Raw genomic sequence first — 25,351 nt, 5'->3', positions numbered from 1 at the left:
CACTTCCCTCTGAATTTTCGACGTTGCTGAAGTAAGAAATGATATCAAGTATAGTCGGGTCATTTATCAGTGGTCAGTTACCCATTCCCCATTCCCCACTCCCCTCAATTATTCCATTAATCATCAACGCCGAATTATCTAGGTTATGCATTAAGCAAATCTCGGCTAGATCGCCCGATCATTCCCAGCCTGGGGTGAGGCTAAAGTTCTCTATTAGCTTGAGCCTCGCCCATTCTAATTAACCATTTTAATTAACTGTAATTAGCCAAAATTTGACGAATTTGATCATCAATAGTCTCTGGTTTCTCAACCATCGCCATATGTCCACATTCAGCAATTTCAATCACATTGTCCCCACAGGATTGAAAGAGACTGTGAAAACTAGCAAGATGGCGCACATATTTGGGTTCCATTACCTTATCCTTAGTACCAGCAATGAAATAAACAGGTTGTTTGAGTCGGGAAACTACCTGAGGTAAGCGATGCACCTCCGCTTCTGTGGTAGAATCTAATAAGGTTCTCAATGCAGCTTCTGCGTTAGCAGTAACAAAATCAATAACCCGTTGACGTCCCCATTTCCGGGCAATAGGGCGCGCTACCTGAGCCCTGGTAAACAGTAAGTCCAGTAAAGGGACATAACACAACCAACGGGGACGCCGTTTTACCAACTGCTGACCAGCCACCCGAAACCGCTCAAATTCTTCTTTCAGATAAATCCCACCACCAGCATTAAGACAGATTACCCCTTGAATCCTCTGAGGCAGCAAATAGGCACCCCATAGAGCAATGCTACCCCCTAGGGAATGACCAACCAACCAAGCCGGCTCGATTCCCAGTTTTTCTAGCAGGATGCCCAAGTCCTGAGCATAGGCAGCTAAGCTATAGCGGTCAGTGGATGAAGCAGCAGTCTCAGGAAATGGTGATTCCGAGTCCCGGTTCGATGTTGAGCTTTGAGTGTTATGAATTTGGGACTGGGATTCACCGAATCCCCGCAGGTCATAAATCAGACACTGATACTGCTGTGACAACCTATAAATTAGAGGTTGCCAATAGCTACGGCTTAACAGCCAGCCGTGGATGAAAACCAGAACAGGACAGGATGATTGAGTAGGAGGTGTTAATTCGTAAGTATGGGATACTCCTAGGATGTTAATGCTTGCCATACCTTGATCTTATCGAAGAATTAACAGGATAGGAAATTAGTCAGTGATTTTAATCACATCTTGTTTGTCTTTACTTGAAAAGTAGGCAGGATGACGGACTTAGCCACCAATAGCCTTAAAACCCGGTTTCTGGTTATATATCAAAGGCTGAAATCGTAGTAATTACCTTAAGAAACTGGGTTTGCGGCATAAGTCCTTAGGTGCGCTTTCCCCATTAAGAATTAAATTCTGGCTTTGGTGGGCTTTCCAATGGGCGAGTAAATCGCCCTTGGGTCGCACTTTCGGGTCTCACCTGTGCTTGTCACCCAATGATAACTAAAACACTTGACCTAGTAATCGCCTCCGAATGCTTTCAGCAATTTTTTGACCTAAATAATCGGGAATCAAGTTTCCGTTAGGACCTAGTAGGTAAAGAATCAGTCGGGTTCGTCCCCGCCACACCAGCAAGTTGGCATTGACCACCAGTAAATCCTCTTGCCAGATGGCATACATAACTTTGTAAAATAATCCAGGTTGGTTATTGGCCTCAATTAACAGCGCTGGTAGATGAAACACTGGGTCTACATAAAATTCTGTTTCTACCTGCTTCAAGCCAGCATCGAGATTAAATTCCACTGCCAGCATTTGTTCCACCTCAAAGCGCCCTGCCAAAGCCTCCCTCAGGGCACGGCAGACATTTTCTGAGGTTTTGTAGGTCAGCGCTTTCCGGTCACGAGACACCACTAGTTTCATAAACACCAGCATTGGGGGACTAATTTGACCATAAAGACTGAGACTGTGGATAGTCAGTCCATAGGCAGTCAGAACGCCAAAAATGTCACTGAGCAGAAAAGACTCATTGCGGTAAGCAAAGTGCAGGACACTTTTTGAGCCTTCCGGTTTGATCTCAATTACAGCATGTTGGGTTTTATAGAGTCGGTAAGCCAGTTTGAGGTTGTGCAGTTGGATCTCACTACTGACAAACTGTTCATAGAACTTAGGAAACGCTCGGTTGAAGCGTTTCAGGATTTCTTGTTGGGATGATTTCCAACCCACAGTGATCGATAGGGGTAGGTGGCTATTCTTGTTTATCAAAAGGTGCGACCCGTGGCGAATTTAATTTGCCAAGGTCAAGCGCACCTAAGCTTTTTGAGTTAACACAACCCCGTCAGCTTCTAGGGGGACTTACAAAAATACTGATAAAAGAGCCTTAAATGTATATATAGATAGAGTTTAACATTGAGGTGCGACCCAAGGGCGATTTACTCGCCCATTGGAAAGCGCACCTTGATTTGCTTGATTTCTTGATATATATGGGTTGGAGCCCCCAGCCAACAACAAGGGCGGATCTGATTCATTTCTGAGCAATCCTGCTGATTAGCCTAGTCTAACTAATCTTCCCCAACTTCCCCACCTTCGGTACCTTCCTAGCCTGAAACAGCTGTGCCCCCTCCGACGCGAGAATCTTACCCAAGCAACTTCAAAGAGCGCGAGCCTTGAGGGAATGCTAGGATGGGAATTTGGATAGGAGGCTTAATTGTGGTATTATCATTTGCACAAAGAATTAGTTTCAGATCAAGGTAGGTCGGGTATGATAGTTTTCCTGGTGGAGTAAAACCATATAGATCAAATATCACTTTCTGTTTTTTAAAACATTTAAGTCTGGCTCTGGTTGACCGAGACCCAGAACGTCTGAGCCGTCAGGGAAAGAAGACCATTACCAGTCCAAGTAGCTCACAATTATGATAACGCCACTGTCACACCTGCATGGGTTTTTGGAAAAGCTTCTTTAGCAGTTCTGATACTGCTTTGCCTCAAACACGATCTGAAGGAGATACCGTAGAAGGTGTCAAATATCGCACCGACGGTACCTCACGGGTATTTTTCAGTACAACACGGGAAATTGACCTGTACGAATTGGAAGAACTTTGTGATGCTGTTGGTTGGTCTCGGCGTCCTCTGCGCAAAGTTAAGAAAGCCATTCAGCATAGCTTTTTGGTTACTTCTATGTGGTACCAGCGAGGTAACACGAGGCGCTTAATTGGCTTTGCCCGTGCCACTTCTGATCATGCTTTCAATGCCACAATCTGGGATGTAGTAGTTCATCCAGATTTCCAAGCCAAGGGACTAGGTAAAGCTTTGATGAGATATATGATCAAAAAATTGCGCAGCCAAGATATTAGCAATATCACCCTATTTGCCGATCCTCAAGTGGTAAGTTTTTACCGTAAAATGGGATTTATGCCTGACCCAGAAGGTATTAAAGGCATGTTTTGGTATCCAGATTAATCTAGAGTACACACAAAATGCCAAAAGTGAGTTATACTGGTTATACTGCTTAGAGGTAGCATCCGGGATGTAGCGCAGCTTGGTAGCGCGCCTGCTTTGGGAGCAGGATGTCGCAGGTTCAAATCCTGTCATCCCGATTGGAAATCGATCAATCAATAAGTCTAATCAGTCAAGACACCAGGGTAAAGTCAGTGAAACTTGATAATAGTCAGGTGCAGAGCCATGAAACGCCGCTGATCAGCTAAGTTAACATGCCACGTCAAGCTATGATCGACAAGAATGAATTTAATCTCTGCCTCTACTAGAGGTTAGTAAGTTGCGTTCAGATCTCTCAGTGAGCAGGGTATTCTAGTTGTAACAGGCTCTTCTTCGTTAAAATTCGAGGTAATTTCTATGAAATCATTGTTCCGTTGGGGCACAACATTAAGTTTAGTAGGGAGTGCCTTACTAGGCTCAGTGAGTGCGGAAAATTTAGCGGCACTGGCTCTGACCGAAGAGCAGGTAAGAGAAAAGTTGACACCTGTACCTGTATTTGCAGTTACTGATACTAAAGGTTCGCCACTAGTAGCCTCAATTCCAGATCAGCAAGATCAAAAGAAGACTACCTCAGTGGCAGGTGTGTTTATTAGCCAAGAAGATGCTAATGCCTTTGTACAGCGTTTAAAGCAGGAGAATCCTCAACTAGGTAACAAGGTTCAAGTAGTGCCTGTATCTTTGGGGGAAGTTCATGAGCAAAATCAAAAGAATCGCACTGTTCCCAATGGTTTAAATTTTGCCTACATACCAAACCAACAGCAGGTAAAGCAGGCACAAGCGATCTGGAACCAAAATGGTCAAGAAAAAAAGCCATTTCAGGGCGTACCGCTGTTTGTGGCCAAAGAAGCTAGCAACAGCGGATACCTAACCATTCAACAAAATGGGGTCTCATCAATTCCGTTCTTTTTTAACAAAGAGCAATTGCAGAGTATAGTGAATCGCTATAAGCAGCAAGACCCTAACTCCCAGGTTAAGATAGAGGTAGTGCCTCTAGAGGGCGTTATAAAAACCTTACAGGACAGCAACGATCAGCAGCTAGAGAAAATCGTACTAGTGCCATCCCAGGAATCCCTGAAATTTTTGCAAGGTCTGTCCCAAAATCAACTCCAACGTCCAAATCAATGATTATGGGTCAGCGGTGGGTGGTCTCGGGAAAAGAACTCTGGCAGTGGCGTCAAGATGCCTGCAAGTCTGCCGCCGAGGCAGGTGTCCCTACAGCTGAAGTGGACTGGTTGCTAAAGGAGGTAGCTGAGCTTGACCCATTAGTGCTACGCTTGGAGTCATGGCAACAGTGTTCCTTGTTAGGGCAAGCCACTGAAAACTCAACTATTCAACTTTCCCAACCTCTACCTGTACTCACCCAACTGTGGCAAAAGCGTATCCATCAGCGATGCCCAGTTCAATACCTAGCTGGGGTTACTCCTTGGCGTCATTTCTCCTTGAGAGTTTCCCCAGCTGTCCTGATTCCCCGCCCAGAAACTGAATCCCTGATTGATCTGGCGGTCAATGGTGTAGCTATGAGCTCTACACCTGACTTATCATCAGGACACTGGGCGGATTTGGGGACTGGTAGTGGAGCGATCGCTTGTGGACTGGCAGAGGTATTTCCCCATGGGACTATTCATGCCGTTGATTGCACTGAAGAAGCCCTTGCCATCGCTCAATTGAATGCTCAACAGTTGGGCATGGCAGAAAAAATTAAGTTCTACCATGGTTATTGGTATTCACCTCTAGAAGCCTTGAAAGGTCAGTTAAGTGGTATGGTGGCCAACCCACCTTATATACCTAGTAACTCCCTCAAACAGCTACAACCAGAAATATACTACCATGAACCCCATATTGCCCTCGACGGTGGCAGGGATGGTCTAGACTGTATCCGACAGCTGATTGACATGTCTGGGGATTATCTGCGCCCAGGCGGTGTTTGGTTAATTGAAATGATGGCAGGACAAGCGGACAAGGTTGTTCAACTACTCCAAAACCATGGCAGTTACTCTGAGATCCAGATATTTCCAGATTTAGCAGGTATTGACCGCTTTGCTCTAGCTTATAGGAAGTATGAAGTATAAACAAGGTATGCATAGATGCCCACAGGTAAAAAGCTTTGGAGAATTTTCCCAAGCTTTTACCTTTGACGTGATAGCTTCTACTTTTTAGTGTGCTGGTGAGCAATGACCCAAGTTTCTATGGCTACCCTGATTTCCGGGGCTCTCTCAGGTAAGCTGGTAAGTTTTCCGACAGATACAGTACCAGCACTAGCAGTGCTACCGCACAAGTCAGAGTTGGTGTTTGAGGCAAAGCGGCGTCCTCAAGACAAACCTTTGATTTTGATGGGGGCATCTCCTAAGTCTCTTTGGCCATTTGTTCAAGGTACTTCCGCACAGAGGTCGATTTGGGAACACATGGCTGTTAAGTATTGGCCAGGAGCATTAACATTGGTTTTACCCGCTTCAGATAAAGTACCTACCGTTATGAATCCTTCTGACCCGACTACTATTGGGGTGCGTGTGCCAGCTTCCAGGATAGCGATCGCAATTTTGTCCAAGACTGGTCCGTTGGCAACTACCAGTGCTAATTACTCAGGCGAGCCACCTTTACAAACAATGGCAGCGGTTGAGGTGCAGTTTCCCGAGGTATTGACCCTCCAGCCAGCTGAGTTAGAAGCGATCAAACCAGACAAGATTGGCGTCCCGTCTACTGTTGCCAAATGGACCAGCAGTGGCTGGGAAATTTTGCGTGCTGGAGGGATTGAATTAGACGATTCAGAGTTTGAATAGTTCTACTCACCTTTTAAAAAAACTAGCTATCCTTAAAAAGATCTGACAAAAAAGTATGAAGTTTGAATTGTGAAGGAACCCTGAATTGTGAAGGAATCCTGAAAAGGTTCTATCGATTGGTTACTCAGCAACAGGTATTTTTTTAGCCTCGTTGCCTACCCAACTCTACCCTTGTCGATTACCAGCAGTACAATCTTCAACCTTCATTCTTTATCCTTCAATTTTGTTAGGTGCGCTTGACCTTGGCGAATTAAATTCGCGCGATTGTCGCGCCTCCAAGGCCGCGAGCAATCCCTCGCGGCCTTGGGTCGCACCTTCGGGTCGCACCTGTTGACGTTTTTAGTGTGGCAAGACTTAATAAGCATGGGTGAGACAGATCTGATCTATTTGCTAGTAGGCATTGGGTTAGGAGTTATGGGGAGTCGCTTCCGGAAATTTTTAAAGGTGCGCTTTCCAATGGCCGGGTTCCCCGGCCTTGGGTCGCACCTTAAGGTGCGCTTTCCAATGGCCGGGTTCCCCGGCCTTGGGTCGCACCTCCATGAAAGCACAGACTCAAAGACCTCTGGATGCCATCAAACTGATACTGATGCTGAAGAAATCCAGGGTCTGAAACAGGAATTCAAGCAAAATCAATTGGCTTACCAAATGGCAATGGAAATGAGCCAGTTTAAAGCCGGATTTTTGGCACGAACTTCCCACGAGTTGCGATCGCCTCTGAGTCGGTTGATTGGTTTACATCAGTTGATTTTGTCGGATCTGTGTGAGTCTCCAGAAGAAGAGAGAGAATTTGTGAACCAGGCTAACGCCTCTGCCCATACTATGGTCAAACTGCTTGATGAGGTGACTGCTGTAGCTAAAACTGAACACGGTACTAACGTTTTGGAGATTTGCTCAGTCCCCTTGAAGCAGCTGTTGGAAGACCTCTATCGTCTGACCTATTTGCAAGCTGCCAATCGCAATCTCCAACTGCAAATAGTTCCACCTGACCCCCAAATTCACGTTTTAGTAGATCCACGGCGTTTTCGACAAGCATTACTAATGATTGTGGATACTGCGATTACTCAGATAAGCAGTGGTGAAATTAAAGTTTCGACTACACTCTCCTCTAAATCTGAAACAGTTTCCATCTGGATTGATATGCCCTGTGCTATCAGCTGTTGGGCTGAAGCTGTTGATTTATTGCAATTACCACCAGATCAATCAAAACAGCCCAGTGAAACGGTATCCACTTCATCTGGACTGACCTTGTTGATGATTCAAACACTCTTGGAAGTGATGCAGGGGCGTATAGAAGTATTAGCGGTCCCCAGTGAAGAAGCTGACAATGATACCTCTGCTGAGAATCTTACCCGGTTTCAAGTTTCTATACCCCAGGGGATTCCTGAGATTGTAGAGCCTTACTAGGCACTGGAGTAGCTAGAGGCTGATTGTACAATACCATTGTGGTACTGGAGTTCACCTCAAAACCAATGCGTTCGTAAAAACTTTGTTGATGGGTGGTCATCAGATAAACTCTCTCTACTCGGCTCATCTGAGGATGAGAGAGTACGGTTTCCACTAGCTTACGCCCTAGCCCAGCTCCTCGATAGTCTGGATGGATAACGACATCCCAAATGGTTCCCCGATAAATTCCGTCAGAGGTAGCTCTAGCTAATCCAATCAGCTTCTGGTTATCCCAAACGCTGATGACAGGATTACTGTTAGCGATCGCAACTTGCCAATCCTCGATTTTTCGGTCTTTTGCCCAAAAAGCACCTAGGTTAAACAATTGCTGTAGCTGGTAATAGTCGATTTGAGATTTGCGATCGCAAAACTGAATATGGCGGTAATCCATAGTTACCAAAGTTCCTTCTGATTTTGTTAAACGTGCCTTGAAATTGACTTACTTTCCTGATTTTAGTCGGGAAGTTTAATAAAAAAATTTTAATTTAAAATAGGGTTCAGAGCCTGTCCTCTTGACTACGGTTAAGTAATAGAAACCAGACAATTTTTCCTGATTAATTAACAATTTAAAATTGACAATTAATCAGGATTAAAGGGGTTTGCAGATAGCTGTTAAAGATATATCTATCGATAGGTGATCTCTGGCTTGACAAACCCAGGCAGCTGAGTATTACAAAATGTTAAGATTATAACCTATTGTAATTATTTCGGTCAAATTCAATAACTGATAGTATGGGTGGTAGTATGGGCTATTGTTGTTCGATCACGACACCTGTGCACAACCACCTCTCACCCACCCCATCCAAACCCCATGCCCAATTGCCTAATCAGCGTTGGGAAATTGCCCCCCTCAAAACTGAACAAGCTGACCAACTCGCCCAAGCTAGAGGCATTTCCCCCCTAATCGCTCAACTCCTGATCAATCGGGGCATTGAAACCTCTGAACAAGCCGAGGTTTTCCTCAATCCCCTATCTCAGGTGATGCCTGCACCGATTGATGAATTTCCCGATTTGGCAATTAGTGTCGGGATGCTCACTGAAGCGATCGCAAATCAAGAAAAAATCGCTATCTGTGGAGACTACGATGCTGATGGCATGACCAGCACGGCTTTGTTACTCAGAGCATTACGCTGGTTGGGGGCTGATGTAGACTACGCCATACCCAGCCGGATGACAGAGGGTTATGGCATCAATACACGGATTGTGGAAGAATTTGCGGAGGAAGGGGTGGGTGTGATTTTAACGGTTGATAATGGTATTGCTGCCCATGAACCTATTGCTAGAGCTGTAGAACTTGGAATAACGGTTATTGTAACTGACCACCATGACCTACCTCCAGAACTTCCAGACGCTGATGCCATTCTCAATCCTAAGCAACTGCCGGAAGAGTCACCCTACCGAAGTTTAGCGGGTGTAGGGATAGCTTACATTTTAGCTATCTGTCTAGCACAAGAACTGGGTCAACTCAAAGGCTTGACCCAACAGCTGTTAGAACTATTTACTCTGGGAACTATTGCGGATTTAGCCCCTTTAACCGGTATCAACCGACGTTGGTTAAAGCGAGGCTTAGGGTTATTGCCTCAATCTCAATTAGCAGGAGTTCAAGCATTAATCGAGATAACTGGGGTCAAAGATGACCAAAAATCCCTCAAGCCAGAGGATATTGGGTTTAGACTAGGACCAAGAATTAACGCTATTGGTCGCTTATCGGATCCCCAAATTGTAATTGAACTGCTGACGACTACTGCACCGGAAGTAGCACGTGAGAGGGCAATGCAGTGTGAACAAGTGAACCAACGGCGTCAGCAATTGTGTGCTGATATTGAACAAGATGCGATCGCATTTATTGAAGACACTGGACTAGATTGGCAACAGAAGCGGGTATTAGTGATTGTCCAACCGAATTGGCATCATGGAGTGATTGGGATTGTTGCCTCCCGATTAGTAGAGCGCTATGGTGTCCCAGTCTTTATTGGAACCTATGAAGACAACGACCAACAACACATTCGTGGTTCAGCAAGGGGCATCACTGAATTCAATATTTTTGAAGCCTTAGAGTTCTGTAAAGACTTACTGGGTAAATATGGAGGACACAAAGCAGCTGGTGGATTTTCCCTACCTGCTGAGAACTTAAGCGCCTTTGAACAATCCCTTAGCGGTTTTGCCCATCAATCTCTAAAACCTGAACACCTCAAACCCCTAGTTAGTATCGACGCTAGCCTAGAATTCTCTCAAATTACCTCTAACCTCTACCAGCAATTAGATCTGCTTCACCCCTGTGGCATTGGCAATCGGGACCCTGTCTTTTGGAGTGCCAATGTTCAAATCCTTGAACAACGAGTGGTTGGTAAGGGACACATTAAGCTTACTTTGAATCAGGACAACCAACCAGTCACGATTCAGGCTATTGCTTGGCGTTGGGGGGAATACTTCCCTTTACCTCGGCGAGTGGATATTGCCTACAAGTTGCGAGAGCATCATTGGGAGGGCAACACGACCATTGAGTTAGAGTTAGTTGGTGTCCGTCTACCCGTAGTTACTAGTACAGTTACTACTACCTCAACTACCAAGAAAGCGGAATTTTATTACAATCAGCGCCGTTACACCTGTAGCCTCTGGGAATCTTTAAACGAACTAAGAATTAGAAACCCGGAAGGAAAAGTCCTAGCGATTCAGAAAGGACAACGCATTGGACTTTTGGGTACTAAACGGGAAGATGCTATAGAAGTTAATGTCACTAAACCGCCCTACTACCCGTTGATCAAAGCAGCAACTCGTGCGTTGGGACTCAGTTGAACAAAATGTCTCGTACAGTTCCCACCTATAATCTTGCATTTAGGTGGGGTTAGCGACACCAACAAAAAACACGAGCTTTTCTTATTCTTTTGGCAATTCGATGAGGTAGCTACTGGGAGTTGGCTGTTTGGTGGTTAACTGAAGTTGAAATGCTACTCTACTAACATAGTATATTGTTTGAAATCTGAAAGATATAATTAAATACTCATGACTAAACCACTTGAGTTGATAGAACACCCAGAAGGCGGAAGATATCAGGAGGTATTTCGATCAAAGATTTCAGTAACTGCAAGTGATTCTAGCGTGAAGTCTGCTCTTACTCATATTTACTTTTCTCTGAACCAAGATGAAAAGAGTCGGTTTCATCGGGTTATTGGGGATGAAGTTTGGAATTTATACAAAGGCACGGGTATCTACCTCTACCTCTGGGATGGTACCGATTCACCACCACAACGTATTACATTATCATCTGAAGAAAACCAGTTCTGCTACGTTGTACCTTCAGGTGTGTGGCAGGCAGCAGTACCCATTCAAGGTAGTGTTTTGGTGGGTTGTTCCGTTGCACCAGGCTTTAAATTTTAAGGTTTTGAGCTTATCGATAGTGGCTCAAAAGAAGCGCAACTTCTCTTCTCTGTTGCACCAGAATTGCGCCAGCTAGTCCTTCCTTGATAGGCTCTTACTACAGAACCCAAAATTTTTACCTATCCCCATACAAGATTATGAATAAACACGACCTAATTCAAAAGTTGGGCATGCAAATGCATCCTGAAGGAGGCTATTTTTCAGAAACTTATCGTTCTAAAACAATAATTGAAACCGATAGAGAAGGGTCATCACGGGCAGTGTTGACCCTTCTCTATACTACCTGATAACAGATGATCGCCCTATTGATCACTTTCATATCAATAAGTCTGACATTATGCACTACTTCCATGCAGGTTCTCCCGTTCTCTATCTAGTTTTTGATCCCAACGGAACCTTGCAAAAGTTCAAACTCGGCATGGATCTGGCAAAAGGAGAAACACCCCAGATTCTTCCAGTGGTTACTGGAAAGCTGCGGTCTTAGAAGAAGGAGAGTTTGGACTCCTGGGGGAAGCCGTTGCACCTGGCTTTGAATTCCGTGACATGGAGATTGCTCAACCTGAAACATTCCGTCAGCAATTTCCTAACCTGTGGGATCAGCTAGCCCCATATGTGAAACAGTAATTGATAACTTCCAATCTTCATCCAGGGCAAACGCATCTTATTTTGAAATGCCTACTGGATATGAGATTCATACGATAAATATTTATACTTATTAATTTTGAAATCTCTGTTAGGTGCGCTTTCCGCATCTAATTATTAAATTCGCCACGGGTCGCACCTCTTGATGCAGTTGCTCATGGTTTTGGGTCTGTGTGCGGAACTTGCTTCCGCACCTGTCTTGATGCAGTCGCTCATGGGGGAAACCCCCAAGACCGCGCTGCATCGCTGTAAGCCCCGTGGAAACCACGGCAGTTGCTCATGGGGGAGACCACGGCAGTCGCTCATGGGGGAAACCCCCGCAGGTCGGCGCTGCCTCCCCAAGACCGCACTGCCTCCCCAAGACCGCACTGCATCGCTTCTGAGTAAAGCTTATATAATTTAGATGCGTTTGCCCTGAATCTTCATCCTAAGACCTTAAATTCTTTAACCTATAGTACAATTGCGTACATGGGAATAAAAAAAAGCAACAGGGTCTGAAAAACCCATCAAACAATCTCTGAATTGGAAATTTAAAAAATGAATATCGAAAACCTATTAGCACAACTTCTTGTCTTTAAAGGTCTGACCGAGCCACAGCGTCAAAGGATATTAGAAATTAGTGAAATTAATCAATATCAATATGGTGAGCATATTTTTGACGAAGGAACAGACAGTCACGATCTCTATGTTGTCCTAGAAGGCAAAGTTGATATTTTGATCGACCCAGCTTTGCAGGGAAATGTGGAAGAAGGAACAATTGGAATGAAAAAAATTGCGGATAAAATTCAGGGAACATCCTTGGGAGAAATCTCTTTAATTGATAAATATCCTTCTCCTAATTCAGCAATATGTGCTTCAAAGGACACCAAATTATTACGATTTTCAAAAGACGCATTGGCCAGACTCTATCAAGATGATCCTGATATTGGTTATCAAATTACCCAAAATATTGCAACTATTCTCTCTGCTAAAGTTCGGTAACGCAATTCATTAGTTGCTCAACAAGCTCTCAGCAATTACTACCTTTATTTTTTCTGTGAAGAACTTTCTGCCGAAGCCTATCAATGTGATAGTATTATTCCCTTAAATAAAAAACTCGTAATCAGAGATAAACATCAATTTATGTTGTCTGGTTCAGACTCAATTTCAGGTGTTGTTCCCAAAAAAGAAGACATTGATATTGCATTTTTTTAAACTCCCAGTATACTTCAAAAAGTTTTAGAACCAGGAACTCCTTCTGGTGTAATGGTTTTAAATACCCTCTTTGATCAGATTGGGAATAATCATCTAAAGAAAGACCTCCCTAAAGATCTATTTGAGGTGATCTGTACCCCTGGTACTTCAGGAAAATCAGGTTGCCTGGTTGTCCATAAGAAGTACGATTCACATCAGCAAACCTTTTTTATTAAATGGGAAGTCAAAGGCATACATTATGATCAAGCCTCTTCAACAATAACAGCTAATATTTTTATCTATATAAGCCAGAATGAACCGTCTGTTAGCAAACAAGTTGAAGAGTTAATATCAAGCATTAATATGCCAATTCAGCATAATGTTTATGATAATTTACCAGAAAAATTAAGTCTTCAGCGTAGTAACCCCTATCATCTCTTTGTGCTTCACCATCGGACTCATGAAGTTGTCATGACTTTACAAACCCTGGATGCCTTAGGGTTTAACATTGATGCATTTATTGGGATTCCCTATGGTGAAAGTAATTGGCCGATTATGAGGATGTTAGATCATGTTTCTGGTCAAAGCTATCGATGTTTACGTATGATTCAACATCCTATCAAGCCAACGCAATACAAGTTTGACTTTAAGCAGTCCTCTTTTCTCCCAAATACTGAGGAAAAGTTATTTGTTAACCTGTATGAAAAATCGGAAGTTAATCAAAACTATATGAGTGCAATGACAGCGTTAGTTGAAACAGAACTCGTTCGCTGCATTCAAACATGTATCAAACAAAATAAAAAACTGTTGATTTATGAAGATGGAGGATATGCTGTACCTTTAATTTATAAAATTTATCAAGACCCAAATCATGGTTTACATTCTCTGTTCAAGAAGGCTGTCGATGAAAATATTATTATTGGTGCTGTTGAAGTAACTACTGCTGGGGAAAAAAGAGACAGGGCCGCTATAGAATCTTATGAAGGAAAAGCTTTGCTTCCTGTGCTTTCTACAGCACGGGATGACATCAAGGTTATTTTCGAGGCAAAAGGGGTTTCACAAGCAATTATTGACTCAACTTCAACAGCTTTAGGCCGATTAGGATTGCCAACATTTGAAACACGGAAAGTAGCGGTGATCGGAGGTAATGGTGCAATCGGAACTCGACTAGTTGAAGAACTCACAGAAATGCAAAATAGTACAAGTCATGTTTTTGCTGTAGATATTGTCGATCAAGCATTTTCTAGAGAAATTGACAGTCAAAGATTTCCCTATGCTGCCACAAAAGTTGATTATTTAAATTTGGGCAGATATATTGTCGAAGACACCTGTTTACCCGTGATTGTCGATTTGCCTTTTGGTGAGCGTCACCCTCAATTGTATAGCGATAAGATTGAGAAATCGGTGCTAGAATTTTTCTCACCCTCTCCCAAGTACGAATCTTTTAATGAATTAGTTATAACTAATGCTTTCCCCAGCCCAGAATCTTCCTTGCAGACGCTATGGTATCAAACAAATACCTTGAATGGTTTATGGGAATCTATCCGTCAGCAATATGGATATGTCCCTGAGAAAATCGAACTGTTACCCAATGGCCAAGGAATGAGTCAAATCTTTAGTAAGCAAAATTGCTTAAAAAAGGTGACCTTATTAGTTCCTGAACAAATACTATCTTTCCGAAAAGTTACGCGCCTTATTCAAAACCACATTGATACAATTATTGGGATTACTGGCTCGCCTGTGTTGGATGAGCTGGATATCAATGGGTTTTTGACTAGAAAAAATATCGGAGATCTTGTAGATGAACTGATTCTTACCAGTGGTTCATCGAAGGATTATGAATTTAGAAAGGCAATAGTTTTTCTAGACGAGTTATTAGAAATTATTTCCGAAAATACAATTGATATTCATCAACAGTTAATCTGGTACAAGAAATATTATGAACAGAAGTTGTGTTTTATTTCGGATAGTGAGACTGAAGTCATTCATCAAGTGCTTTCTTCTTCGGAAACCTCTGATTCTCTAGTAGCTAAGCTAAAAGATTATCCTGAATTGATCAAGAGCATGGGTTTAAATAATCTCGAATCTAGTACATGGGTTTCTTGTTTGTTTGAATGGATTCGGCATCAGATCAAAAAGAATATTTCAATTCACAAATCCTTTCATAAGGATATTGGTACGGTCTATGATATACAATTTAATGGTCAATCTAAAAGATTAGTACTGTTAGCAGATGGTTTTGTGATCAACTTTTTTGCTAAACACGAGAAAGGTGTAAAAACAGAATATATTGATCCAATTGTCACAATGCAACTCCTGGGTTTGGTCAAACTTGCGACGACTGAAAAAGGTATAGAACCAGGGGTTTATCGCATGGCACAACGTTTCAAGACCGATGATATTGATTTGTTTTGGAAAGCACTTGATGATAAAAGCCGTCCTATAGAATTTGGCGTTGCTGAATCAAGGAATGAATAGAAGTAGGGTGGGCATCCTGCCTGCCCGAAAATATTGATAACCGGCAAGATGCCGGTTCCACCAAGATGCCGGTTCCACCTCACTCTTAAAATCATTCCATTATTAAGCAACGCCGAACCTTCAACCTTCAACGGGCTAACCTTCAACTGCATCACCTACCCTACACCGAACGCCAAGGGCGAACAACCGCCTCACCTTCAACCCTAGATTAAAGGTCCCCTCTAAGAGCATATAGGGCGAAAATGACCACTGGACCAGCAATCACAACAGCTGCCAGCATAGTCAATTGAGCAATTAATACCCAATCGATGTTACCTATAAAATCTAAAAAAGCTAAATACATGTGTTCTCCAGAATTGACCCAACAAAGGCGATGGTGACTAATCACAATCCATCCCTTAGATATTACTGGGTAATGATCTGCTTTTTTTAAGTAAGTTTACAAAAATATACAAAACTCAACGGCAAGCCTGACCACACCTATCACGGGTGAAAACTCGCTAAGCTAGATATAGTTTAAGCTTTTAGCTCTTTTTTCAAAGTTATGGCAACTTGGAGTTGTGTAAAGCAATGTGGCGCTTGCTGTCATCTTGACCCAGCTGAGCGTCCAGGATTAGAGGAATATCTTCTCCCAGAAGAGCTAGCGCTATATTTAAGTATGGTAGGTGAGGGGGGATGGTGTATAAATTTCGACCACACCACCCGTGAATGTCGTATTTATCCCCATCGACCTCGTTTCTGTCGGGTGGAACCTGAGGTATTTCAGGATATGTATGGGGTGGAGCCAGCAGATTTAAATGATTTTGCCATTGACTGCTGTTGGGAGCATATTGAAGCACTTTATGGAGATTGCTCTCTGGAAATGCTGCGCTTTGAGCGGGAAATATGGAGGGAATAGGGAAAATTAAAATTAACGAGTAACAAGGGACAAGTAACAAGTAACAATGCGTGTAAAAATTTGTGGCATTACGAAACCAGAACAAGCAGATGCGATCGCAAAATTGGGAGCAACAGCGTTAGGGTTTATTTGTGTACCAGGCTCTCCTCGTTACGTTACACCACAGCAAATTCGAGGGGTGGTCAACCACTTGTCCGTATCAGTTGACCGCATTGGTGTGTTTGCTAATACCTCTACGGAAGAAATCAGTCAAATTGTGGATGAGTCAGGGATAAATGCCGTTCAGCTGCATAGTAATGAATCCCCAGAATTTTGCAAAAAGCTGCGCCAAGCTTTACCAGAGATTGAAATTATTAAAGCGTTAAGGATAAGAACTTCAGAATGTTTAAATCAAGCACATAGTTATTTAAGTTGTGTAGATACACTATTACTAGATGCTTACCATCGAAAAATGTTGGGGGGGACTGGTAAAACCTTAGACTGGCAAAGGCTACAAGAATTTCGTCCCAGTATCCCTTGGTTACTAGCTGGTGGCTTGACACCGGATAATGTCTTAGATGCCCTCACTTTGGTGCAACCCAGTGGAATTGATCTATCCAGTGGTGTAGAGCGAAGACCAGGTGATAAAGATTTAAAAAAGGTTGCTCGGTTATTGGAGAAATTAGGATCAAGAGTTGAAGGTTGAAGGTTGAACGGTTGAAGGTTGTCTGTCAGAAGGGTGAATGGTAAAGGCAGAAGGCAGAATGGTGAATGGTGAAGGCAGAAGGCAGAAGGCAGAATGGTGAATTCTAAATTCTAAATTCTAAATTCTAAATTCTAAATTCTAAAAAATTGAAAGTTAGGCGGTTGAAGATCAACAGTCAACAGTCAACAAGGTTTGGGATGATTCCAATGGAATGGTAAAGTGGAATTGACTACCTTGATTTTTCCCCTCAGACTCAGCCCAAATTTTTCCACCCATACCTTTAATAATCTGACGACAGATAGCTAGACCAAGACCTGTGCCACCAACGGTGCGTCGGAGTGAATCTTCCTCTTGATAAAAACTCTCAAATATTGCGTCTAGCTGACTGGGTTCAATGCCCCTACCAGTATCCGCTACAATTACTTCTAACATGGGATTATGGCGGCGATTCTTGGTGAAGAATCCTATCGACTCTGCTTGAGTTTCATTAATTTGGGCTTGGATAGTGATTTTACCCCCTGGCTCAGTAAACTTACAGGCATTGTCTAGGAGTTTGGTTAAGACTTCTACCAACCCTTCACCATCTGCTAAGACTGTAGGTAAGACAGAGGGTAGTTTAACGTTGATTTCTGGTAGAGTCTCTGGTGACCAAATCGATCTCAGAGCAGAAAGAGCCAAGTCTAAGACTTCGATAATCTGGATTGATTCCGGGTAACGACAGGTCTGACCACTTTCTAACTTAGAGAGAGTGAGAAAATCTTGAATCAGTTTACGCATGCGCTCGGCATCGGTTAACGCCGTATCAAGCATAGTTTCCCGAAACTCCGTTGGCATTTCTGGTTCACTCTCTAAACTTTCTAGGCAAACTCGGATAGTTGATAAGGGAGTTCGTAATTCATGACCAACGATAGCAATCAGATTATTGCGGGTTCGTTCTAGGGCTTCTAGTTGGTTATGGAGTTCAGTTAAGTCAGTATAAGCTTGGGCTTGATTCAAGGCTACCCCAGCTTGAGTTGCGATCGCTTCTACTAAATCAATATCGTCTTCGAGCCATCTATAGGGTTCCGAACCGCCATGGTGAAGTTCCAGCATCCCCAGCAGTGTTCCTTGATAGTGTATTGGTACCAGTAACCAAGATCGAATCTGCCAACCTTGAATAGTTGTCCTGAGAGCTAGATTATTGTGTAAATTGGGGGTCTTAGTGACATCAGCAATGGCAATGGCTCGTTCCTGAGCTAGAGCGACTTGAATCAGAGGATTATCTGCTAACGACCACATTTGTCCGGTTAGGGACGGTAAACCAGTAGCAACCGATTCATACTCAATTTTTGCTTGCTGGTCACTAGGACTACAGCGATAAAGCAGGCAACGGCAAGAATTAAAGGTGTTTCCTAACTCCTTTACTGTCGCTGCTAGAACATCTTGGGGATTGAGGGAGCGACGGATGGTGGCGGTGATAGTATTAATCAGACGCTCCTTGCTTTCTTTGGTGGTCAGGACTCGATAAGCTTTCAGGAGCTTATATTGACTCGCTTGCAGATAAGTTACTAGCCGCTGGGCAAAAATACTAATATCAATCCCTGCACTGGTCAGCAACAATGTTTGCTCTGGGACTTCTGTAGTCAAACCATAGTGCTGCCATACCTGCTCCACTTTTGGGGCTAGTTCTGGTCGATAACTAGCAATCCGTCCGAGTAACAATCGAGCAGCATGAATGGTAACTCGGGGGTCAAAGGACCAAAATCCCTCAAACCTGCGCGCCTGATCCATGGAAATTGCTGGTGTCAGTTGTTCTCGACAAATTAGGCAAGCTGTATACTTCTGCGCCAAAATCACCAGGTGCCACTCTTGGGCAAGACCATCATTTGGGCCTAAGGGGATAGTTTCTAAGGATTCTTCAACCACAGCAAAGCCAGACTCGGATTCTGGTGCCGCCAACACATAAACTTGGTTTGTACGTTGGGCAATTCGCTGATAGCGGTGGACTTCCTGACGATAAAACTTCTCATGCTGGAAATTGGCAATCACCAAGGGAGAGTCATCCACTGCTAGCACGAGGTCTTCCATGGCATGAGAAAGAGCTGTCAAGGAAGATTTGAAGTACATTTGGCAGCGCAGATGTGGTAACTCTTGCCGTAAATCTCCCAGTAACGAATTCGGATTGTTCACCTAGAAATCCCTCCCTAATTAGTCCCACTCCACTCATGAGGGGGATAGTTTTACCTCAACAAACCTTTGTGATCAAACCAACCCTTGTGATCAAACCAACCCTTTTGATCAAGGGATTATTTATTAGTTGTTAGCTGTTAGCTTTTGGAATTTTGAATATTCACTAGTCAGTTGATCTGGTACCGTTGCCCCAGAAAGCTCAGCTTGACCCAAATCTACATTTGAGAGAGTAACCCGTCTCAAATCTACCTGACTCAAAATTGCTCCACTCAAGTTTGCTTGAGAAAGGTCAGCATCACACAGATTTGCCCTAGTCAAGTCTGCCTGGTGCAGACAAGCACCAGTCAAGTTAGCCCCTCTTAAGTCAGCGTAGCGCAGGTCTGCCCTGGTTAAATTGGCTCCTCGCAAATCGGTATCCTGAAGAATGGTTAATCTTAAATCGGCTCGGGTTAGAATGGCTTGGCGCAGGTTTACTCTAGTGAGATTCGCCCGAATCATAAATGCCTGACTCAAGTTAGCCTCCACCAGAGAGGTTTTTTTCAAATTAGTTCGCCACAGTTTCGCTCCAGTCAGATTTGCCTGATTCAGGTTGACTTCCTGTAAAACCGCGAGACTCAGGTTGGCATCAGCTAGGTTGACTCGTCTGAAAATTACTCCAGTAAGATTGACTTCACTGAGGTTGATTTGCTGGAGATCTACTCCACGGAAATCCCTCTCACCTGCTGAATAACGCTCTAGAAGCTCATTAGTATCCATTGGGGTATCCATAGCTGGCAGCCGCGCCAACATGACATAGTGTTACTTTTAATGTAACATAATGTTAATAATACTTTTTGTATGTAAAGGATTATGTTATATTTGGAAGTTTTATCTAGAGATAAGCTATTCTTATCGGTGCCTGCAATCGATTGGTGATACAATATGAAGCTTATCCGAACAGGTAAGTGTCGGCTTCAAGCTAACCCTAGCTATTCCTTGTGCTTTTAATAAAAATAGCGGAATTCCCCACCCTCTTACAGGGTGTTGAAGTTACCGTAAGTAGAGTGGAGCCTTTATGGTTGGTCGGCTATGGTAAAAAGGGTTAAAACTGTTTGATTAAGGCTCCACTCTACTAAGGCGCGCGTCTCTAGGATGGATAGCGACTCAGGAATTTTACTGCAAAGGTTGACGCCTTACTGCGAAATCTCTATAATAGTAATAGAGGTCGATAATAAGGTTGAGTGCAGTGAGACATAAAGCCATCAAAGTAAGAATTTATCCCACACAAGAGCAAGTTCAAATATTAGCTCAGCATTTTGGATGCGCTCGCTGGTGGTGGAACTATGGACTAAATCAGTGCATAGAAACTTACAAGGCAACTGGAAAAGGACTAAAACAATCTGCGCTCAATTCCATGCTGCCAAAACTCAAAAAACAAAAAGAGACTGAATGGCTAAAGGACTGTTACTCCCAGGTATTACAATCTGTAAGTCTCAACCTTAGTCGTGCATATCAGAATTTTTTTGAAGGCAGAGCAAAATATCCTAGATTCAAGTCATATCATCATCGCCAATCAATTCAGTACCCTCAAAATGTCAAACAAGTGGGTAACTGCCTTAAGTTCCCTGGAAAGCTAGGAACTGTCAAGGCAAGAATTCATCGGCCACTAGACGGGGATATCAAAACTGTAACAGTCAGCAGAGACCCTTCTGGTAAGTATTACGCTTCTGTTTTGATAGAATACGAATTAACAGATGTGAAACTATTTAAGGAAGGGAAAGTAATTGGTATTGATTTGGGTATCAAGGATTTTGCGATCACCTACGATGGCGAAAAGACTTCTAAATTTGGAAATCCTAAACATTTAGCTAAATACGAAAAGAAGCTAACTAGGAAACAACGTATTGCTGCCCGCAAAAAAAAAGGAAGTAGCGGGCGAAGGAAAGCTAGAAAGATTGTAGCTAAGGTATATGAACGTATTGGAAATGTCCGCCAAGACTACCTTCATAAACTATCTAGGAAAATCGTAGACCAGAACCAGGTAGTGGTAGTTGAAAACCTAAATGTCAAGGGCATGGTTCGTAACCATAAATTAGCTAAAGCAATATCTGATCTGAGTTGGGGAACTTTTGTAAATTTCCTCTCTTATAAATGCGAAAAAGAAGGAAAAGTACTGGTCGAGATAGATCGGTGGTTTCCCAGCTCTAAAACCTGCTCTAATTGTCATTACCGAATCAAAGAGTTGCCGCTAGATGTAAGATCTTGGATTTGTCCAAGTTGTGGCACTCATCACGATAGAGACCGTAATGCGGCCAAGAATATTAGAGCAGAAGGTATCAGAATGCTATCCTCCTCTGGGACGGGGGAGGTCAACGCCAGTGGAGAAGAAGTAAGACCAAAGCGAGGGCGTCCGTCTAAGCTAAGGCGTTCTTCCGTGAAACTGGAAGCCCCAACCTCTACGTAGTAGGTTGGGGTAGTTCACGCTCGCGTAAAGTCTTTGCTGACTTGGTGTGGGATGCCACAATAGAGATCCAACTGAAGATCTAAGAGCAGTTTTCACCATTGATAGCCCAATAGCTGATTTGGGGTAAGCTCAGAATAAGCTGTTGCTGTAACCAACGCTATGGTCTACTAATTTTAAAACTGCGTTGACCAGATCGAATGTTGCTCTGATGATTATCATCAATCTGTTGTGATTAGCCGTTCTGATAAGGAAAAATTGCCGTGGAAGCTGGGAATCAGCAAAGGATTTTAGGCTATTTCATTGAAGAAGCGAAAGAACACCTGGAAACCATTGAACAGGGACTGTTAAATCTGGGCTCAGTGGTCAATGAACCAGAGACGGTTAATGAATTGTTTCGCGCTGCTCATTCTGTTAAAGGCGGGGCGGCCATGTTGGGGTTTACAAGTATTCAAAAGACTGCCCATCGTTTAGAAGATTCTTTCAAAGTACTTCAAGAGAATAAGATTCAGGTTGATCAACAGCTGGAGACTCTGTTTTTAAAGAGTTATGATACCCTCAAAGCTTTGATTGATCTGTTGGAAGGACCGTTTGGGTTTGAGCAAAGTGAAGCAGAAAAAACTCTAAAAGCAGCTCAGCCAGGCTTTGAACAATTACAGAATTATCTCAAAACTTTGGTCAGTGGTGAGAGTCAATTACCAGCGGCAATGGCTTCTAGCTCTGCTGCTGAAAAAGCAATTCGTTCTGATCAAGTTTCGACTAGCAAAGCTTCTTCTTCAGCAAAAGGAAAATTTCCCCCAGACTTTGGGCCGAAGGTGATTAGCCTGCTTAAAGATATGCTAGAGCTGTTTAAACAATCTTCCACACCAACCAATCGCCAACAACTTCAAAAGCTTTGTAAGCGTCTGGCTAAACTGGGGGCTGGGATTGGTAGTTGGCATAAATTAGTGGGAGTTTGCCATAAAGCGATCGCAAATCCTAAAAACTCCTATATCCAGTTAGCACCATTAGTAATCAAAGAACTCAAGGAAGCTAGTGACCAGTTGCAAGCAGCACAGGGTAATCTAGAGGAGTTACGAAAGGCAGCGGCTGCGATCGCTCCAAGTTCAGGACTCCAAAAACTAGCAGCTGTAGGAGCTACTGGGCGAAGCCGAACCACTAAGGGTAAGGAAATTACGATTGTGCTAGAACCAAAAGCCGCTGCCAAGGTACTCATCCAAGCCTTTGATAAACCCCAGCTGTCAAAACTGGTTAAGTTACTGATTCCAGCAACTCGTGCTTCTTCCTAGAGCCAACAAGCTGGGTTTTTTGGTTATCTTCCTAAGTGCCGTGATGCCAGCTGCATGGCATCATAAATATCCACATCCCCATCCCCATCAGCATCTAGAAAGCCACTGAGTACAGAATTAGAACCAAGGGGATTCTCAATATTGGTGCCAGTCTTGAGGAAATTCAATACCACGGGGACTAGGGTGGGTAGCATAGCTTGGATGATACCAGCATTAATGCCTGTCTTGCTAGTAATTTCTCCAACAAGCTCCTGGATCTGAGGCGCACTAAAGAGCATATTGACCACTTGAGAACTAGCACCAATGCCACCAAATTGATTAACTAGTGCTTGTACCTGCTCATCTCCTTCACTTGTGCGCTTTTGTTGGAGGGCTGAACGCACATACTTACCTACAATTGAGGTAGCAGATTGCACGGCTGAGGGATTGGTGTGATGGTTACCACTCAACTGCTGTACCGTGTCCAGAATATCCCCTAGCTGACTAGAACTAGCTTGTTGTGTAGGACTATTAATGGCACTGAGAATAGTATTGAATAAGCTCATTGTTTTTTTTACAGATTTAAACAGTCAGATTTATTCAGATTTAAACAGTTATTTCCAAAATCAATTATAAATTACTGATTTAGTTTCCCACTATAGCTGATAGCTGACTACTTAACGTGAAGTCTCCTCCACTACACCCTTCGAGTTAGCTAGGGCTTTCTGTCTCCTGCACTGTTGCCTCAATCCACACTTATTACAGGTCTTATACACAGAGGTGATTAGACAGCGGATCGGGCTGATGGAGATCGGGGAATTCTTGTCGGATATTCTAACATTAATAATTAAAACCTCTCGTATCTTCCATGCCCCTGCCACGCTTACTAACCCTAATTATTGGTCTCATTATTATTCTGGGGCTAATGCTTTGGTTGATTAATGGTCTGTACCAACTGTATATCCAAATTTCCTTTACTGCTCCCCTACTGGCTAATTTACTGCTCCTGTTGGTGATTACCTTGCTAGGGCTACTAATATGGGCCTTAATCTACACCATGGGGTTATTTGGTAAATCCCGGAAACGGCCAGGTAAGGGTCGTCTGGAACCTAAAGCCCCCGAGGTGAAAACCGAAGCAGCAGAAGAAACCCTTAAAGCAGTAAGGCAACAGGTCAAACAGATTCAGGATGAAGTGTCACGGCAAGCGATGCTGCGCCGCTCTGAAGAAATTGAAGCTATCCTCTCCCGTGGGGAACTGTTAGTGGTAGTGTTTGGTACTGGTTCAGCGGGCAAAACCTCTCTAGTGAATGCTTTGATTGGTCGGATGGTGGGTCAAGTGGGTGCGCCCATGGGAACGACGGAGGTTGGGGAAACCTACAAACTAAAGCTGAAGGGATTAGAACGCCCGATTCTGATTACTGATACACCAGGAATTTTAGAATCTGGTGTAGTTGGCACTCAGCGAGAGCAATGGGCACGACATCTGGCAACGGAAGCGGATTTGTTGTTGTTTGTGGTGGATAACGATTTACGACACTCAGAGTATGATCCATTCGAAAAATTGGCACAGATTGGGAAGCGATCGCTTCTTGTCTTCAATAAAATTGACCTGTACACGGAACAAGACTCAGAAAGGGTTCTAGCACGATTGCGCCAGCGAGTAAGGGGCTTTATTCCTGCTTCAGATGTAGTTGCGATCGCAGCCAATCCCCAGCCTGTTACCCTAGAAAATGGTCAGCTTTGCCAACCTGAACCGGAAATTTTGCCCTTAATCCGTCGCTTAGCTGCTGTATTAAGAGCAGAGGGAGAAGAGTTGATTGCTGATAACATACTGCTACAATCCCAACGCTTAGGCCAAGAAGCTCGACACATCCTCGACAAGCAGCGCAGGCGAGAAGCAGAGAAAGTGGTGGAACGGTTCCAGTGGATTGGGGCCAGTGTAATTTCTCTGACTCCCTTACCTGTGGTGGATTTATTAGCAACTGCAGCAGTAAATGCCCAAATGGTAGTCGAAATTGGCAAAATCTACGGCTGTGAACTGAATATGGAACGGGGTAGGGAATTAGCCCTATCCTTGGGAAAAACTTTAGCTAGTTTGGGTATTGTCAAGGGAGCGATTCAAATCCTTAGCACTACACTAAGACTGAATCTTGCCACCTATGTTGTCGGCAAAGCCATTCAGGGGGTAACTGCTGCTTATCTGATCCGAATTGCTGGGAAAAGCTTTATTGAATACTTCCGCAATGACCAAGACTGGGGAGATGGAGGGATGAGTGAAGTGGTGCAGAAGCAGTTTCAGTTAAACCAGCGGGATGAGTTTATTAAAGCCTTTGTCAGTGAAGCGATCGCAAAGGTAGTCCAACCTCTGACCGGAAAATCAGAAGCCCAATCACCAATCGATGAAAGGGACGAAATCAAGGACAAAGGCAGGAAATCCTAAACTACAGCCAGAATGCCTATCAAATCGACTCAAATTCTTGTTTAATGAAATAGAGTAGATTCAATGTTTTCTCCAGCCCCCCATGCCCCTCAC

24 protein-coding genes, 1 tRNA gene and 1 pseudogene are annotated in these 25,351 nt (G+C 43.5%); 18 read left to right on the top strand and 8 right to left on the bottom strand.

The features are described 5' to 3' along the window. Positions 1–251 precede the first annotated feature (251 nt). Complete coding sequence (locus tag F6K63_RS12005) at positions 252–1,163, bottom strand: alpha/beta fold hydrolase (protein ID WP_287312212.1); 912 nt, start codon at positions 1,161–1,163, stop codon at positions 252–254. A 315-nt stretch (positions 1,164–1,478) separates the two neighbouring features. Next, a complete protein-coding gene (locus F6K63_RS12000) occupies positions 1,479–2,204 on the bottom strand; it encodes a hypothetical protein (RefSeq protein ID WP_044492570.1) in 726 nt (241 codons plus the stop codon). A gap of 705 nt (positions 2,205–2,909) precedes the next feature. Between F6K63_RS12000 and F6K63_RS11995 the strand changes: the two genes are divergently transcribed. From F6K63_RS11995 to F6K63_RS11970, 6 genes are all read left to right on the top strand, one after another. Then, positions 2,910–3,431 (top strand): GNAT family N-acetyltransferase, encoded by a 522-nt coding sequence (locus F6K63_RS11995; protein WP_008181937.1) that lies wholly within the window; start codon positions 2,910–2,912, stop codon positions 3,429–3,431. A gap of 63 nt (positions 3,432–3,494) precedes the next feature. Further along, positions 3,495–3,568, top strand: a tRNA-Pro gene (locus F6K63_RS11990). A 256-nt stretch (positions 3,569–3,824) separates the two neighbouring features. Beyond that, positions 3,825–4,592, top strand: coding sequence for a Tic22 family protein (locus F6K63_RS11985; protein WP_008178422.1), 768 nt, complete (start codon positions 3,825–3,827; stop codon positions 4,590–4,592). Further along, the gene (prmC, locus tag F6K63_RS11980) at positions 4,589–5,536 is read left to right on the top strand and encodes a peptide chain release factor N(5)-glutamine methyltransferase (RefSeq protein ID WP_008178420.1); all 948 of its coding nucleotides are present in this window, start codon (positions 4,589–4,591) and stop codon (positions 5,534–5,536) included. Before F6K63_RS11985 ends, prmC begins: the two co-directional genes overlap by 4 nt. Positions 5,537–5,638: 102 nt before the next feature. After that, positions 5,639–6,244, top strand: a complete 606-nt coding sequence (locus F6K63_RS11975; protein ID WP_008178418.1) for an L-threonylcarbamoyladenylate synthase — start codon at positions 5,639–5,641, stop codon at positions 6,242–6,244. A gap of 363 nt (positions 6,245–6,607) precedes the next feature. Then, positions 6,608–7,648: a sensor histidine kinase gene (locus F6K63_RS11970; protein ID WP_008178416.1), complete on the top strand. Its 1,041-nt coding sequence runs from the start codon at positions 6,608–6,610 to the stop codon at positions 7,646–7,648. On the opposite strand, the gene F6K63_RS11965 is transcribed toward F6K63_RS11970, so the two are convergent. Continuing rightward, entirely contained in the window at positions 7,608–8,078 is a 471-nt protein-coding gene (locus F6K63_RS11965; RefSeq protein WP_008178414.1) for a GNAT family N-acetyltransferase, read from the bottom strand. The two genes, F6K63_RS11970 and F6K63_RS11965, sit on opposite strands and share 41 nt — an antisense overlap. 341 nt (positions 8,079–8,419) lie before the next feature. Here F6K63_RS11965 and recJ point away from each other — a divergent pair, with 341 nt between their 5' ends. The 5 genes and pseudogenes from recJ to F6K63_RS37200 all read left to right on the top strand — a co-directional run. Next, positions 8,420–10,483: a single-stranded-DNA-specific exonuclease RecJ gene (recJ, locus tag F6K63_RS11960; protein WP_008178412.1), complete on the top strand. Its 2,064-nt coding sequence runs from the start codon at positions 8,420–8,422 to the stop codon at positions 10,481–10,483. A 207-nt stretch (positions 10,484–10,690) separates the two neighbouring features. Then, entirely contained in the window at positions 10,691–11,065 is a 375-nt protein-coding gene (locus F6K63_RS11955) for a cupin domain-containing protein (RefSeq protein ID WP_287312211.1), read from the top strand. Between the two features lie 137 nt (positions 11,066–11,202). Then, on the top strand, positions 11,203–11,352 hold the full coding sequence (locus F6K63_RS11950) for a cupin domain-containing protein (protein WP_287312209.1): 150 nt from the start codon (positions 11,203–11,205) through the stop codon (positions 11,350–11,352). A 50-nt stretch (positions 11,353–11,402) separates the two neighbouring features. Continuing rightward, a complete protein-coding gene (locus tag F6K63_RS11945; RefSeq protein WP_353813010.1) occupies positions 11,403–11,549 on the top strand; it encodes a cupin domain-containing protein in 147 nt (48 codons plus the stop codon). Between the two features lie 17 nt (positions 11,550–11,566). Next, positions 11,567–11,689 (top strand): annotated as a pseudogene (locus tag F6K63_RS37200) (cupin domain-containing protein); the annotation flags it as partial. Positions 11,690–11,824: 135 nt separating this feature from the next. Here F6K63_RS37200 and F6K63_RS11940 read toward each other — a convergent pair. Beyond that, a complete protein-coding gene (locus F6K63_RS11940; protein ID WP_287312207.1) occupies positions 11,825–12,013 on the bottom strand; it encodes a hypothetical protein in 189 nt (62 codons plus the stop codon). Positions 12,014–12,244: 231 nt separating this feature from the next. Here F6K63_RS11940 and F6K63_RS11935 point away from each other — a divergent pair, with 231 nt between their 5' ends. Next, on the top strand, positions 12,245–12,688 hold the full coding sequence (locus F6K63_RS11935; protein WP_287312206.1) for a cyclic nucleotide-binding domain-containing protein: 444 nt from the start codon (positions 12,245–12,247) through the stop codon (positions 12,686–12,688). A 264-nt stretch (positions 12,689–12,952) separates the two neighbouring features. After that, a complete protein-coding gene (locus F6K63_RS11930; protein WP_287312204.1) occupies positions 12,953–15,358 on the top strand; it encodes a hypothetical protein in 2,406 nt (801 codons plus the stop codon). 208 nt (positions 15,359–15,566) lie between these two features. On the opposite strand, the gene psb30 is transcribed toward F6K63_RS11930, so the two are convergent. Then, entirely contained in the window at positions 15,567–15,701 is a 135-nt protein-coding gene (gene psb30 / locus F6K63_RS11925) for a photosystem II reaction center protein Ycf12/Psb30 (protein ID WP_008178400.1), read from the bottom strand. A 201-nt stretch (positions 15,702–15,902) separates the two neighbouring features. On the opposite strand from psb30, the gene F6K63_RS11920 reads away from it, so the two are divergent. Both F6K63_RS11920 and F6K63_RS11915 read left to right on the top strand, forming a co-directional pair. Further along, positions 15,903–16,256: a YkgJ family cysteine cluster protein gene (locus F6K63_RS11920; protein WP_008178398.1), complete on the top strand. Its 354-nt coding sequence runs from the start codon at positions 15,903–15,905 to the stop codon at positions 16,254–16,256. Positions 16,257–16,302: 46 nt separating this feature from the next. Continuing rightward, a complete protein-coding gene (locus F6K63_RS11915; protein WP_008178396.1) occupies positions 16,303–16,941 on the top strand; it encodes a phosphoribosylanthranilate isomerase in 639 nt (212 codons plus the stop codon). A 168-nt stretch (positions 16,942–17,109) separates the two neighbouring features. Here F6K63_RS11915 and F6K63_RS11910 read toward each other — a convergent pair whose 3' ends face one another. Then, entirely contained in the window at positions 17,110–19,110 is a 2,001-nt protein-coding gene (locus F6K63_RS11910) for a DICT sensory domain-containing protein (protein WP_287312202.1), read from the bottom strand. A gap of 123 nt (positions 19,111–19,233) precedes the next feature. Continuing rightward, on the bottom strand, positions 19,234–19,899 hold the full coding sequence (locus F6K63_RS11905) for a pentapeptide repeat-containing protein (protein ID WP_008178389.1): 666 nt from the start codon (positions 19,897–19,899) through the stop codon (positions 19,234–19,236). 436 nt (positions 19,900–20,335) lie between these two features. On the opposite strand from F6K63_RS11905, the gene F6K63_RS11900 reads away from it, so the two are divergent. Continuing rightward, on the top strand, positions 20,336–21,553 hold the full coding sequence (locus F6K63_RS11900) for an RNA-guided endonuclease InsQ/TnpB family protein (RefSeq protein ID WP_044492011.1): 1,218 nt from the start codon (positions 20,336–20,338) through the stop codon (positions 21,551–21,553). Between the two features lie 260 nt (positions 21,554–21,813). Further along, on the top strand, positions 21,814–22,839 hold the full coding sequence (locus tag F6K63_RS11895; protein ID WP_008178385.1) for an Hpt domain-containing protein: 1,026 nt from the start codon (positions 21,814–21,816) through the stop codon (positions 22,837–22,839). A 23-nt stretch (positions 22,840–22,862) separates the two neighbouring features. On the opposite strand, the gene F6K63_RS11890 is transcribed toward F6K63_RS11895, so the two are convergent. Beyond that, positions 22,863–23,384, bottom strand: a complete 522-nt coding sequence (locus F6K63_RS11890) for a DUF937 domain-containing protein (protein WP_008178383.1) — start codon at positions 23,382–23,384, stop codon at positions 22,863–22,865. 302 nt (positions 23,385–23,686) lie between these two features. On the opposite strand from F6K63_RS11890, the gene F6K63_RS11885 reads away from it, so the two are divergent. Next, positions 23,687–25,258, top strand: a complete 1,572-nt coding sequence (locus F6K63_RS11885) for a YcjF family protein (protein ID WP_008178381.1) — start codon at positions 23,687–23,689, stop codon at positions 25,256–25,258. Positions 25,259–25,351 lie beyond the last annotated feature (93 nt).

Origin of the sequence: Moorena sp. SIO1G6, assembly GCF_010672795.1 — a bacterium.
Lineage (GTDB): Bacteria > Cyanobacteriota > Cyanobacteriia > Cyanobacteriales > Coleofasciculaceae > Moorena > Moorena producens.
The sequence above is the reverse complement of the archived record's forward strand: the minus strand, read 5'-3'. Positions and strand labels throughout refer to the sequence as shown.